The organism is Streptomyces sp. TG1A-8 (assembly GCF_030499535.1).
Classification (GTDB): Bacteria; Actinomycetota; Actinomycetes; order Streptomycetales; family Streptomycetaceae; genus Streptomyces.
Window position 1 is genome coordinate 343,303 of the sequence record NZ_JASTLB010000004.1, and the last position, 12,877, is coordinate 356,179.

Annotated in this window: 14 protein-coding genes and 2 pseudogenes; 7 read left to right on the forward strand and 9 right to left on the reverse strand. The window is 68.4% G+C overall.

All coding sequences use genetic code 11. The features are described from left to right. Positions 1-13 precede the first annotated feature (13 nt). Positions 14-1,459 carry an MmgE/PrpD family protein gene (locus QQY24_RS33715; protein ID WP_301976729.1) on the reverse strand — a complete coding sequence of 482 codons (1,446 nt, stop codon included), beginning with the start codon at positions 1,457-1,459 and terminating at the stop codon, positions 14-16. Between the two features lie 163 nt (positions 1,460-1,622). Between QQY24_RS33715 and QQY24_RS33720 the strand changes: the two genes are divergently transcribed. Continuing rightward, on the forward strand, positions 1,623-2,273 hold the full coding sequence (locus QQY24_RS33720; protein WP_301976730.1) for a GntR family transcriptional regulator: 651 nt from the start codon (positions 1,623-1,625) through the stop codon (positions 2,271-2,273). Between the two features lie 7 nt (positions 2,274-2,280). Here the strand turns inward: QQY24_RS33720 and QQY24_RS33725 are convergent, their stop codons facing one another. Then, entirely contained in the window at positions 2,281-3,585 is a 1,305-nt protein-coding gene (locus tag QQY24_RS33725; RefSeq protein WP_301976731.1) for an MFS transporter, read from the reverse strand. A 278-nt stretch (positions 3,586-3,863) separates the two neighbouring features. On the opposite strand from QQY24_RS33725, the gene QQY24_RS33730 reads away from it, so the two are divergent. Further along, a complete protein-coding gene (locus QQY24_RS33730; protein WP_301976732.1) occupies positions 3,864-4,616 on the forward strand; it encodes an IclR family transcriptional regulator in 753 nt (250 codons plus the stop codon). A gap of 183 nt (positions 4,617-4,799) precedes the next feature. Here QQY24_RS33730 and QQY24_RS33735 read toward each other — a convergent pair. The 3 genes from QQY24_RS33735 to QQY24_RS33745 form a co-directional block, all read right to left on the reverse strand. Next, positions 4,800-5,995 (reverse strand): IS3 family transposase gene (locus QQY24_RS33735; protein WP_301976733.1). Its coding sequence is split into 2 segments (ribosomal slippage): positions 4,800-5,764 and positions 5,764-5,995, totalling 1,197 coding nucleotides; the frame shifts between segments, so codons are not numbered across the junction. 99 nt (positions 5,996-6,094) lie between these two features. Next, complete coding sequence (locus QQY24_RS33740; protein ID WP_301976734.1) at positions 6,095-6,595, reverse strand: transposase; 501 nt, start codon at positions 6,593-6,595, stop codon at positions 6,095-6,097. Between the two features lie 164 nt (positions 6,596-6,759). Beyond that, positions 6,760-6,939, reverse strand: coding sequence for a hypothetical protein (locus tag QQY24_RS33745; protein ID WP_301976735.1), 180 nt, complete (start codon positions 6,937-6,939; stop codon positions 6,760-6,762). A gap of 99 nt (positions 6,940-7,038) precedes the next feature. Here QQY24_RS33745 and QQY24_RS33750 point away from each other — a divergent pair, with 99 nt between their 5' ends. From QQY24_RS33750 to QQY24_RS33770, 5 genes and pseudogenes are all read left to right on the forward strand, one after another. Beyond that, positions 7,039-7,185: a hypothetical protein gene (locus QQY24_RS33750; RefSeq protein WP_301976736.1), complete on the forward strand. Its 147-nt coding sequence runs from the start codon at positions 7,039-7,041 to the stop codon at positions 7,183-7,185. A 241-nt stretch (positions 7,186-7,426) separates the two neighbouring features. Further along, positions 7,427-7,666 carry a hypothetical protein gene (locus QQY24_RS33755; RefSeq protein WP_301976737.1) on the forward strand — a complete coding sequence of 80 codons (240 nt, stop codon included), beginning with the start codon at positions 7,427-7,429 and terminating at the stop codon, positions 7,664-7,666. Beyond that, a complete protein-coding gene (locus tag QQY24_RS33760; RefSeq protein WP_301976738.1) occupies positions 7,666-8,049 on the forward strand; it encodes a toxin Doc in 384 nt (127 codons plus the stop codon). Before QQY24_RS33755 ends, QQY24_RS33760 begins: the two co-directional genes overlap by 1 nt. Before the next feature lie 294 nt (positions 8,050-8,343). Then, positions 8,344-9,552 carry an IS4 family transposase gene (locus tag QQY24_RS33765; RefSeq protein WP_301976739.1) on the forward strand — a complete coding sequence of 403 codons (1,209 nt, stop codon included), beginning with the start codon at positions 8,344-8,346 and terminating at the stop codon, positions 9,550-9,552. Between the two features lie 259 nt (positions 9,553-9,811). Then, positions 9,812-10,105, forward strand: a pseudogene (locus tag QQY24_RS33770) (ISAs1 family transposase); the annotation flags it as partial. 148 nt (positions 10,106-10,253) lie between these two features. Here the strand turns inward: QQY24_RS33770 and QQY24_RS33775 are convergent. From QQY24_RS33775 to QQY24_RS33790, 4 genes and pseudogenes are all read right to left on the reverse strand, one after another. Next, positions 10,254-10,778 (reverse strand): annotated as a pseudogene (locus tag QQY24_RS33775) (transposase); the annotation flags it as partial. Beyond that, complete coding sequence (locus tag QQY24_RS33780) at positions 10,771-11,727, reverse strand: NUDIX domain-containing protein (protein WP_301976740.1); 957 nt, start codon at positions 11,725-11,727, stop codon at positions 10,771-10,773. The pseudogene QQY24_RS33775 and the gene QQY24_RS33780, both read right to left, overlap by 8 nt. Positions 11,728-11,797: 70 nt before the next feature. Further along, positions 11,798-12,391 (reverse strand): GNAT family N-acetyltransferase, encoded by a 594-nt coding sequence (locus QQY24_RS33785; protein WP_301976741.1) that lies wholly within the window; start codon positions 12,389-12,391, stop codon positions 11,798-11,800. Beyond that, positions 12,388-12,867 (reverse strand): ATP-grasp domain-containing protein, encoded by a 480-nt coding sequence (locus QQY24_RS33790; protein WP_301976742.1) that lies wholly within the window; start codon positions 12,865-12,867, stop codon positions 12,388-12,390. The genes QQY24_RS33785 and QQY24_RS33790 overlap by 4 nt, the downstream gene beginning before the upstream one ends. Between the last annotated feature and the right edge of the window lie 10 nt (positions 12,868-12,877).

Genomic DNA, 12,877 nt, shown 5'->3' on the forward strand with positions numbered 1-12,877 from the left:
TCCCTGGTGGGTGTCAGTCGAGGGCGCCGCGGACGGGAGCGGCGAGGAGGGTGATGAGGTCGTGGATGCTGTCGTGGTCCTCAAGGTTCAGCACGACCTGCTCGATCTCGGCGGCATGCGCGGGATCGGTGACGCGTGAGGTCAGGGCCAGGTACTTCTCCCGGATCTCCGCGTTGGTCAGGGGGTCGTCGGGCCCGCCATGCGGCTGGTTCAGGGCCCGGGTGTAGGTCTTGCCTCCGTGCGCGGTGATCGTGACGCGGGTGTTGTAGCCGGGCTCGGGCCAGGTGGGGTCCTTGGTGTCGTTGTCGAGGTTCACCTCGGTGTGGGCGATCAGCTTCCACACGTCGTCGGCGTCGATGCGTTCGTCGTGGAACTGCTCGGGCCGCACCTGTCCGTCCAGGAGGGCGACCGCGACGGCAAAGCCGATGTTCATCTGGGCCCCGATGGTGGTCAGGGGCCTTTCCGGCACCCACCAGCCGTGGTGGTAGATGGCGTCGGGGACGTCGATACGGATGTGCTCGATGGAGCCGGCCGAAAGGTTGTGCTCGGCGGCGAGGGCGAGAGCGGCATCGATGGCGGGGTGGAGGCCGCCCATGGCCGCGTGGATCTTGACAGTGATCCTCTCGGTGTTCCAGACCTGTCCCAGGTCCTTGGTGATCTGGGTGGCGTCGGGGTTGTGTCCCTCACCGAAGGTGGACAGGAATCCGCCGTAGGGGCGTTCGAACACCTTCTTGATGCCGGTGTAGCCGGCGTCGGCCAGGCCTGCGGCGTAGTAGCCGTTGCGCGAGGCGAAGCCGTGGTGCATGCGCTTGGACATCGCCTCGTACTGGGCAGCCATCAGCCCGGCGGACTGAGTCCCCGCGAGACCGAGAGCGTCTTCGAACCCGGCCGCGTCCAGACCGCGCAGGGCGCCGGATGCCGCGGCTGCAGCGTGGGTGCCGAAGACGGAGCCCGAGTGCCAGCCCCGTGAGAGCATCTCGGCCCCGTTGAGAGCGAAGCCGACCCGCGGGCCCACCTCGAATCCGAGGATCGCGGCCCGCAAAAACTCCGCTCCCGAGACCGCGCCCGTGTGGGAGGCGGTGGACAGCAGCGCGGGAAGGACGAGCGACGCGCTGTGCAGCGGGGCCCTGGGGAAGTAGTCGTCGAGTTCGAAGCCCTGGATGAACGTGCCGTTGAGGACGGCGGCGGCGGGGGCGCTGGTCATACAGCCCCAGCCGATCACCGGACTGTCCCCCGCACCTTCCATCCCCAGGACCGCGCCGACGGCCTTGCGTGACCAGGGGAGCTGGGCTCCGATCAGCGCACAGCCCAGTCCGTCGAGCACCAGATGCGCGGCTCGTTCCCTGACCCGCTCTGGGATCTGGTCGATCGTGGTCTGCGCCAGCCAGGTAGCGAGCCGGCCCGTGGGGCCCTCGGGGGCGGTGGGGGGACGGTTGGTCGTTGGCGTCGGTGCGGGCACCGCGCTCACCTCCATCAATGGACGCACCCGGAGCGGGTGCGAGACGTGTCCTGGTCCTCCGGACACTCCCATTAGAATTTATAACATCTAGTTGTGTCGAATGCTCGCCTACGATGGCGGGGTGGCACTTAAGCGAACTTCACTTCCCCGTACGGCCGAGGCCGTGGCCCTGGCCGAGCTGCGTGACGCGATCGTGCGCGGGGACCTGGCGCCCGGCGCCCCGATCCGGCAGACGACCGCCGCCCAGGAACTGGGGCTGAGTGTCATCCCGGTCCGGGAGGCGTTGAAGACGCTCGCCGGCGAAGGGATCGTCCAGTACGTTCCCCAGCGCGGCTACACGGTGACCGAGCTGACCGCGGAAAGCGTCGACGGCATCTTCCGCATCCGGGACCTCCTGGAGGCCGAGGCGGAGGCCAGTGCTTCGGTGCGGCTGCGGGCGGAGGATGTGGCCGCTATGCGTTCTGCTCTGGAGGCGCAGCGGGCGGCTGTGGCGGCCGCGGACGCTCAGGCGACGATCGTGAGCAACAGGAAGTTCCATTTCGCCCTTCTCGACCGCTGTGACAATGAGTGGCTGCTCAAGTTCATACGGCAGCTGTGGGAGGCGCTGGAGCCGCACCGGGCGCTGGTCTATCGCCGAGCCGCAGCGGCGGGCGACGTGGCCCGGGCGGAGGCCATCCTGGCCGAGCACGAGGGGATCGTGACCGCCTTCGAGCAGGAAGACATCCCCCTTGCCCTGCGTCTGCTCGCGGAGCATCGCACCGGCGGCCGTTCGGACTTCCATCGCCTGCTCCCGGTGAAGGCGGCGGGCACGTAGGCCGCCGTTAGACGTCCTCGAGCGCGACCGCATTGGTCCTTGGGCCCAATAGTGCGACTGCAACACTCATCAGGGCGATGAGGCACCCGCAGGCAAGGTAGACGGGGCTGGCACCGAGGTGTTCCAGAGCGGGCAAGGTGCAAAACGGCAGGATGACGGCAACCAGGCGGGACAGCGAATAGGTCCGCCCCAGGGCTGTGTTTCGCACCGCTGTGGGAAACAGTTCGGCGCCGTACGCGCGCGAGACGGTGGCGTTGATGACGCTCATAAAGGTGGTGAGCAGTCCCGCGGGCACGATCACCCAGACCGTGGTGCCCATGCCGAACACGGTGCCCGCGATGGCGACCAGGACTGACGAGACGATGACGAGTGTCCGGCGCTGAACTCGTTCGGCAAGGTGCATCAGGACATAGCCCCCGAGTGGGTAGCCGATCGCGGTCATGGCCAGGTAGCTCAGCGACTCGACCACGGTGTAGCCCTTGTGCAGCAGTACCAGCGGGGCGATGGAGGCGAAGCCGTAGAACCCGATGGGCCCCAGCGTCTCCATCAGGCACACCAAAGCCGTGCGCCGCCGCAGATCCGGACCCCACAGCTTCAGGCGCCGGGCCGTCTCTTCATTGCGCTGGCGCCCCAGCCCCAGCGCAGGGGCAGCGGGGAAGGATCCCGTAGCCGGCAAGCCTGCGGTCTCCTCGATGCGGTCCACTGCGGCCATCGCTTCCGTCGGGTTGTGCGTCGCCAGCCACCTTGGAGACTCCGGCAGGTTGCGGCGCAGCAGGTAGACGCAGAGCGCCCCGGATCCGGCGAACACCATGAGCCAGCGCCAGCTGGCGATGCCCGCCATGGAGAGTGGCAGCTTGGCAGCGAGGACTCCGGCCACGGGCACTGCCAGCATGCCGAGTGCGTAGGCATTGGCCAGCATCCGTCCTCGGCGCGCGGCGGGCATGAGCTCGGTCAGGTAGGTGTCCACCAGCGCGAGCTCCGCGCCGAGCCCGATGCCCAGCAGGAACCGCAGCACGATCAGCTGAGTGGGCCCCTGCGCGCAGGCGGCGGCCACGGACAGCACAGCGTAGGCGACCAGGTTGATCTGGAACATCCGGCGGCGCCCCACGCGGTCGGCGAGGCCGGACAGGGCGACCGCGCCCAGGAGTTCGCCGGCGAAGGTGGCGCTGATGAGAAGGGATTTGTCGGTCGTCGTGACTACCCATGCTGCTGGCAGCAGGGGGATGAGGAGGCTGCTGAGAGCTACCTCGAAGAAGTTGAAGAAGGAGCCGAGACCGACGACGGCGAGGACCCGTCGGTGCCACCGCGTCACGGGCAGACCGTCGAGCCGGGATGCGACACGGGCCTGGACCTGTCGTATGTCGGAGGTGTTGCCCACAGACGGCGGCGCGCCAGATATGTCTGCCATTGTTCCATCCGGTTTCACTATTTGTAACGCAGGTTTCACATTGGGGGCCGAGAGTGACAGGACCCCTCACACCCGTCAAGGGCTGAAAACCAGGAACTCGGCGGGCCTTGCGAGCCGGACGTTGTCGACCTATGGTTCTACGTATTGACCCCGTAGTTTGAAACTATGAGACCGGGTGCCCGGTGGCGGAGACTCAAGGCGGGAACACCGCGAGGCGGGCCCTTCGGCTCCTCGAAGCCGTGGCAGCATCCCGCGGTCCGGTCAGCCTTCAGGAAGTGGCCGAGACTGTCGGTCTCAACAAACCGACCGCCTATCGGCTGCTGCGTGTACTGCAGGAGGAGGCGTACCTCGTCCACGTGGACTCTGGCGGGTACCGCATAGGGACGCAGCTGATGGCACTCGCAGCTCAGGTCATGCCGCGGGCCGACGCGTTCGTCGAGGCCCGCCCGGTTCTCCAGGCGCTGGCGCGGCAATCCGGAGAAACCGCAACGCTGCATCTGCGGGCCGGGGATGAGGCCGTATTGGTCCTCGGCGTGGAAAGCGCCCACGAACTACGCAGGGCAGCCCGCCTGGGATCTACGACACCACTGCACCGGGGCTGCAGTGGACAAGCCATCCTGGCCTACCTTCCAGCACGCGAAGTCACCGCACTCCTCAAACGGGCACCGGAACACCCGGACCCCTCTGATGTCGAGCATGCGCTGAGCACGGTGCGGGAACAGGGATTCGCAGTGTCCGAGGGAGCCAATCATCCCGGGCTGACCGGGTTGGCAGCGTCGGTACTGACTCCGGCCGGACACCCTGCTGCCTCTGTGGCCATCTCAGGACCGTCAGGGCGATGGACTGCCGCAAAGGCACGAGAGTTCGCAAGCGTACTGAACGAGCACTGCGCTCGACTGACCAGCCTTCTTGCCCCCTCCCCCACCGACGGCTAGCAGATACCCGCGCGGGTGATCGGCTCCGCTACGGCTGTCAGTGCCGGGTGACGGCTGAGCAAGGTCAGAAACCGACAGGTTGTAGCCGAGCAAGCGCACGGTACAAGCAGCTGCGCTCAACCATCGAAAAAAGAACGGGGTACGCCAGTGTCAGTCTGAACCGCTCCGGGATCGGTGGAGGCCCTATGAGTTGACTCCAGCCGCCGGTTGGGGCTGGTGTTGAGCATAGTGGTTGGTTTCGTGCTCGTGGGGTGGGATGTCGCCGATGGCGGTGTGGAGGCGCTGGTTGTTGAACCAGTCGACCCATTCCGCAGTGGCGAGTTCGACGTCGGGGAGGCCGTGCCAGGGCCTGCGGGGTTTGATCAGCTCGGTTTTGTGGAGGCCGATCCGGGACTCCATGAGCGCGTTGTCCAGGGCGTCGCCGACGGTGCCGATCGAGGCGTCGATACCGGCCTCGAGGAGGTGCGTGGTGAACGCGAAGGACGTGTATTGCTTGGCTGCCGGTATCCGAATGATGAACCAGGCCCGGACAGCGGGAGTTCCGGCGCGGTCGCGGCGCCACAAGGCCATGTCGAGGGCATCGAGGACGAGCTTGGCCCGCTTGCTGGTGGCGGCGGACCAGCCCACGATTGCCCGGGAGAACACGTCCACGACGAACGCGACGTAGACGATCCCGGACCAGGTGGCGACATAGGTGAAGTCGGCGACCCATATTTCGTTCGGCCGGGACGCCGTGAAGTCACGTTGCAGCAGGTCAGCTGCTCGATCATGGCCATCGTCCCGAACGGTGGTGCGGATCTTCTTCCTTCGCCGGGCGCCCTCCAGGCCCAGGTCGCGCATCAGCCGGGCGACGGTGCAGCGGGCCACCGGTATGCCCTCGCGATGCAACTGCCACCAGACTTTCCTGACCCCGTAGACGCTGAAGTCGTCCGTGTGGACGCGGCTGATCTGCGTCTTCAGCTCGGCGTCGCGGACTGTCCGAGTGCTGGGGGCGCGGTTCTTCGCCGCGTAGTAGGTGCTCGTCGCGATCTTGAGTCCGTGGCCGGTCAGGACTCGGCAGATCGGCTCGACTCCGAACACCTGGCGGTGTGCGTCGATGAACGCTACGAGCGCTTCGACGGCCGGTCGAGCTCGGCCGCGAAGAAAGCCGAGGCCGCCTTGAGGATCTCGTTCGCCCGCCGCGGTTCGGCGTTCTCCGCCTTCAGGCGCTTGATCTCTGCAGCCTCGTCCGACGTCACGCCCGGACCCCGACCGGCATCGACTTCGGCTTTGCGGACCCAGGTCCGCACCGTCTCAGCGGCACCGATCCCGAGCTTCGCTGCAACCGCCTTCATCGCGGCCCACTCGGTCAGGTAGTTCGGGCGGACCTCCGCAACCATACGCACCGCGCGCTCACGAAGCTCAGCAGGATAGGGGGGACGGACGTGCCATGACTCGATCCTCTCAGGGAATCGAGCCTCCACCAGACCCGGAGCGGTTCACCGTTTGATCAGGTGCGGGTTGGTCAGGCCGGCCAGGGCCTCACGCAGGGCGGAGTCGGCGCAGACCAGGACGCTTTTGAGCTGGTTGATGGCCTGGGTGCGGGACTTGATCGCGGATCCCTTGGCGAGTTTGAACAGCCGCAGCATCTCCACTGGGCCCTCGCTCGTCCTGGCCGTGGCGGTGGTGTGCCCGGACAGCACGGCGTGGGCGGCGGCTTCGGCGTCGACGGCGTCGGTCTTGCCGTGGCGTCGGCGGGCGGCCTTGTCCGGCTGGTTGACCTCCGTGACCTTGATTCCCTCGGCGTGCAGGTGGCGGGTCAAGGCCGCCCCCTGGGAGCCGGTGCACTCGACGCCGGCACGTCGCACCACTCCGAACGAGCGGGCCCAAGCGAGGAGTTGACGGTATCCCCTCGCGGTCGCCGGGAAGCTCCGGCCGTCCAGGGTGGCACCGGGCATGGTGATGACAGCCGCGGCGTGAACGTCCTTGTGGGTGTCCACGCCGAGCAGGACCTCCTCAGCGGCGCCGGCCGGGAGTCGCTGGCCTGGCCGTCGGTGAGATGAAAGGCCAGGGGCCGGCAGCTACCGTATACGGTTCGGGCCGGGGGCCGTGTCCGCCGCGCGCCCGAGCCCGTGTCAGGGCTGGCCGCCGACGGAGTTCAAGGTCAGGCGGTGGGCCCTGGGCGGCAGGCCACCGCCTTCACATCCGCATCAACTTGGCGGATCTGTCTACCGTGCTCGAAGGCGAATACCGTGATCGCCTCCTCGACACTGCAGACGTCGTCGACCCAGGCCTTCCAGGCGGCGTGCCAGGCAGCGTGCTGATCCTCGTTCCACTCGTTCACGGGCGGCTTCGGCCGTAGGCATCGTTGAGCCGCTGCACACGGCCGTGCGCCTCGTCAGCGGTGCGCTGCAGCGCCACGCGGTCTTCGAAGGCGGGGGCCATGTTCATGCTGGTGCCTCACTGCGGCCGGACGGAAGCGGCTGGCTGTTATCTGCGCGCGGCGGTGTCGGACAGTGCGATGCGGGCGGTGATGCGTTTGCCGACCGGCTCCTGCTCGATGAGCTGTTCCTCGGCGACGGCTTTGTGATGCGGGCTGGGGCCCTATACGGGCTGTCCGCGTGGTAGCCAACTCGGTTGGCTCTTGGCCATGGGTACTCGGCTACTGTGCATAAGGCGTACTTTTCGCGCACCGATCGCGTGCAGAAGGCGTAACGCTGCGGCCTGCCCAGCGAAGGAAGCCGCTGGCTCACGGTACCCGTGCTTGGGCCTGGTCGGCCGGGCCCACCTTGCGCTTCCCTCGGTAGGCACCAAGTAGGTACCATGTCGGTATGCCGTCACTGAACGTGTCCTTCACCGAGGAAGAGATGGAAGGCGTGCGTGCTGCCGCTGCTGCCGAGGGCAAGAGCCTGAAGCAGTACCTGCACGACCTAGGCGTGCGCGAGATGCACCGTAAGCGGTTCGTGGCGGGCGCTGCGTCGTGGGCGGACCGACTGCGTGAGGAGTTCGACGAGGCGTTCCCGGAGGAGATTCCTCCCTCCGAGCGCGACCGGGGAGCCACTGCCGCCTGATGAGCGAGACCCTGTACGTCGATGTTTCCTGGCTCCTGGATGTTCAGGACATCGCCCTCGGCCACGACGACGTGTCCGTCACCGACTACTCGGCCCTGGTCGCGGCTGTCGCCCGTCACAAGACCCGCACGCCGACGCTCGCCGAGTCCAATCCCGACGCTGCGTGGCGGGCTGCCGCGCTCCTGCACACCATCGTGCGGCTCGAGCCGCTCCCCCACCGCAACAGCCTCTTCGCCGCCTTCGTCACCACCCAGTACCTCGACCAGTCCGGCGAAGGCATCGACCCGCCCTACGGAGCGCTGTCCGACCTGATCAGAAAAGCACGCGAGACCCGGCTGAAGATCTACGACATCGCGGAAACCCTCCGCTCCTGGCGCATCTGACCGGCCCGCGCCGGCCGGGTGGCGAGCGGAGGCCCACGCCGCTTCAGCAGGTTGCTGTTCTACAGGAAGGCGAGACGAGCCATCAGTTCGTCGGCGTCCTGCGCGGTGTTCCGGTGGGGTGCGGGCGCCTGGGGAACTGCGGCAGAGGCGTGGCAGGCGATAGTGTCCCCGGGGCACGGCCCCTTTCCGCGGGCAGCTGCGGACCTGCGGTGCCAGGTCTTGTCCGGGCGGCTAGCCTCAATACCAGTGACTTAAGGTTGTCGGTTGGTGGGGTGCGGGGTGGGGAGGTGCCGGATGCCGCGGCCGGGTCAGGTGAAGCCGGAGACGGACGAGCGGTTGTCGGATCGCATTGCGGTCGGGCTGCTGACGCGGTCGTTTCCGCCGGAGTTGGTGGATCGGGTGGTGGCCGAGTGCGGGAGGTCCGGGCAGCGCAACCGGCTGCTGCCGCCGCGTGTGGTGGTCTACTTCGTGCTGGCGATGTGCTTGTTCTCCGGCCAGGGCTATGAAGAGGTCGCCCGGCTGCTGACGCATAGGCTGGCCTGGGCGAAACGTTGGTCGGGGTCATGGCAGGTGCCGACGACAGCGGCGATCTCGAGAGCGCGCGCAAAACTCGGCCCACAACCGCTGAAGGATCTGTTCGCTCAGGTGGCCCGGCCGTTGGCGACGCAGACGACCCGAGGTGCCTTCTACGGCCGGTGGCGGCTGATGGCCGTCGACGGCACGGTCTTCGACGTTCCGGACAGCCAGGAGAACGCGGTGCACTTCGGGCGCCCGAAGACTCACCGTACCCAGCGGTGTGCGTACCCTCAGGTGCGAGTGGTCGCGCTGGCCGAGTGCGGCACCCACGCCATCACCGCCGCGGCGCTCGGTCCGTGCACCACGTCCGAACCAGTACTGGCCCGCGAACTCTTCGGCCACCTGGGCGAAGGTGATCTGCTGCTGGCCGACCGCGGCTTCACCGGCCTGGAGCTGTGGCGGGCGGCTTCGGCCGGCGGTGCGGACCTGCTCTGGCGCATCCGTGCCCACCAGGTGCTGCCAGTCCGCGAAGAGCTGCCCGACGGTTCATACCTGTCAGAGATCGTCGCGGCCAAAGACCACCGCAAGCGGACCGACCCGGAGGCGGTGCGGGTGATCGAGTACACCCTGGAGGACCCCGGACGGCCCGGACAGGACGTCCCTTACCGGCTGATCACCACGGTCCTCGACCCTGATGCCGCCCCGGCCACCGAACTGGCCGCCCTCTACCACCAGCGCTGGGAGTTCGAGAACGCGCTGGACGAGCTGAAGACCCACCAGCGCGGACCCACCCAGGTCCTGCGGTCCCGCTCGCCCCAAGGCGTTGAGCAGGAGGTCTGGGCACACATGCTGGTCCACCACGCCATCCGCACCCTGATGCACGACGCCGCTGGGCAGGTCGGCCTCGACCCCGACCGGCTCTCCTTCACCCGCACCATCCGACTCGCCCGCCGCCAGGTCACCGCGCAGGCGGCCTTTTCCCCCTGACCACCTGGCCACGGCCCTCACCGACGGGCTCCGCGAGATCGCCGCACGCCTGTTGCCCATCCGCCGCAGGCGCTCCAACCCCCGCGTCGTCAAACGCAAGATGTCCAACTTCGGCGTCAAACGCGACGAGCACCGCATCTGGCCCCAGCCCACCCGTGACCCCGCCGGCGCCGTGACCATCGCCCCGCACTGGCGCACCGCACCGATCAACCCACCAACCAAGACCCGAACCCGCAAACCTTAAGTCACTGGTATTGGCCTTAAGACCGTCTACGCGGTCACCAGCCTTACCGCCGAACAGGCCGGCCCGGCTCAGCTCGCCCGACTAATCCGAGGACACTGGACCGTCGAGGCCCTGCACCACGTCAGGGACGTCACCTTCACCCAGGACGCCTCCCAACTGCGGACCGGAAACGCACCCCGAGCGATGGCCACCTGCAGAAACCTCGCAATCGGAGCCTTCCGCCTCGCCGGCATCCGCAACATCGCCGCCGGCCTCCGACAGGCAGCCCGAGACCACACCCGGCCCCTCGCCCTCCTCGGCCTCACATGATCAAAACGGACGACACCGAACTACGCCGAAGCCCTGAACACCGCCCCCGCATCACACTCGGAGACAGTACCCCCGCCGAGGCCATGCGACAATGCCTCACAGGCCTATTGACCAGGTGATTCGCAACCACTGATGGAAACCGCCCGCTGTCCAGGGGACGGTTCTGCCATTCCGTCATGCCGGCCATCACGCTGTCGGTGATCGTGGAGATCGTGGACTTGGAGATCTCCGCGCCGTACACCTCGGCGAGATGCGCGGAGATCTCCCCGTGCGTCAGCCCTTTCGCCGACAACGACAGGGCCATCTCGTCCACCCCGCCCAGACGCCGCTGACGCTTCTTGACCAGCTGCGGCTCGAACGACCCGGGGCCCTGTCCCGCGGCACCGCGATCCCGACCGGCCCCGACTCGGTGATCACTGTCTTGGACCGGTGCCCGTTGCGGTAGTTCTCCCGGCCGCCCTCGGCCCGCTCACCGGGCTCATGCCCCAGATGATCGGTGAGTTCGCCCTCCAGCGCGGACTCCAGCACCCGCTTCGAGGCCGCCCTCCCCGGTGAGCTTCACCCCACCGGCCTGAGCCCGGGCCACCAGCTCGGCGACCAGACCGTCATCCACGGCGCCCGCCCCACTCACAACGGCCTCCCCGGCCTCGATGTCACTCGCCACGTCAGTCATCAACTGTCGCTTCTAGCTCGGGAGTTACACCGCTCACCGTACAGACCCGTGCGTGGCGTTGGACCAGCTCGAGGGTTTCTCCGCCGAGACGGAGGCGGGGCATGGTGGCCGGGGGGAACCAGGCGAGCATCACACCCTCCGTCAGAGGAAGCTGGGCGGGGTCGCCTTCCCAGAGCGCGGTGAAGATTCGGACCGGGACGGTCAGGCCGTCTTCGTCGCGGACCTCTTCGTCCAGGAACGCCTCCAGCCGCTGGGGAACGATGCCCGCTTCCTCCGCCAGTTCTCGCAGGATCGTGTCCTGCGGGGTGCGGTCGCCGGGTTCGTGGCCGCCGCCGAGCAGGGCCCAGCACCCCGGAGCCCAGATGCCGTCCCGCATGTCACGCAGGTGCAGCAGGTACTCGCCGCGGGAGTTGTAGATCAGCGCCGAGGCGTTCAGCGGGGGTGTCTGTCCGTCCAGACCGCTCACCTTGGCCTTCAGCTCCGCAAGGGCGGTATCCGCTGTGGGCTGCCAGCGCGCTGCGGTGCTGGGTGTGTGGGCGAGGTGGAACGCGAAGCGGAGATCGGCGATCGGTGCGTCGGGTGCCCGGCTGGTCGCGCCGGGGCCCGGTGCGATGTCGATGGGGGTGCGGAGGTGCTGCGGGGTGAGGCAGAGGTCGCCGGGGGGGATGCCGGTTTGGTCGTGTACGGCGCGCAGGGCGGTGGCCAGTGGGCTGCGGTCCCCGCGCCGGAGTTTTGCGCCTGGCAGGCCGGGTCCGGCGGGAACGCTGGACGTGTGCAGGATGCGGCGGGCGCGGTCGACAACGACGGCGCTGCACGTCACCGGCAGCGGGTCTGGCGTGTTGTGTACGGCGTCGAGGGCGGCGGCCACGTCGGCCAGGCGGGTGCTCTCGGTGGGGTGGCGGGCCAGGTACGAGTCGAGAACGGTACGCAGATCGGTTCGGCTGGACACAGGTAAACCTCGGGGTGACGCGGGTGATGGCGGCAGGCTGGCGGGTTCAGAGATCGTCCCACGGCTGTGCTCACGACGGGGTGGGAACGCGCTCGCGGGGGTCGGGGTCGCTGGCCAGACGGGCGTGGAGGTGGGAGTCGTAGCGGGTGCCGGTGTGGTCGGTGGTGGCCTGTCGCATGGTGCCTTCCAGCAGGAGCCCGGCCTTGGTTGCGACGGTGCACGAGGCCGGGTTGCCGGTGGAGTGGTGCAGAGCGATGCGGTGGAGCCCCAGGCCGCCGCGGGTGGTGGGGGCCAGGGCCCATCCGGCCGCGGTCAGCAGGGCGTCCGCTGCGAGGCCCCGGCCGCGGGCCCACGGCGCGATCCAGCTGCCGACCTCGGCGTTGCCGTTGTGGATGCGGCGCAGGCCGATGTAGCCGGTGAGCTCGCCGGTGCCAGGATCGGCGATGGCGAAGTCGGGGACGCCGTCGCTCCAGGCCGCCAGGCGGGTGCGCAGCCACTGGGCGGCTCGTTCGTCGGCGGGGAGGCGGTGCAGGTGCGCCCCAGTGGCCCAGCGGAGGATCTCGGCGTCACCGAGGGCTTGGGTGAGGAGCGGCTCGTCTTCGGGGGAGAACGGGCGCAGCGCCAGCCCGGTGCCGGTCAGATGGGCGGGCAGTGGGTGCGTCACGGGTGGCTCCTCCATGGCTGCTGGGGCCTGGGCTGGGTGGACAGCTCGGCGACGTACTTGGTGAGGTGGACGTCGGGCCGGTAGGCCAGGCTGTGATGGTTCACGGGTGCGCCGAAGAGTCCGTTGAGGGTCTGGCCGATCAGGTCGGCGCCGGCGGCTTCGCTGAGGCGGAACCCGGCGCCGAGACGGTGATTGACTTCGGTGATCACGACAGGGTCGGGGTGGTCGGCGGTGATGAACCCCTGCACGTCGCAGGGGCCGGCGGCTCCGATCGCCGTGAGGGTGGCTTTGACCAGCTGTGTCGCCTGCTCGTGGTAGAAGGTGGAGGCGACCATCGACATGCCGCCGTGGACCAGGAGCCTGCGGCGCAGGATGACGGAGGCGCGGCCGTCGCGGTCCACCAGGCAGTCCGCGCTGAACTCCTGCCCGGTGATGCGCTGCTGCACGATCGGGTCCGCGACCAGCTCGCACAGCACCGCCGCCTGC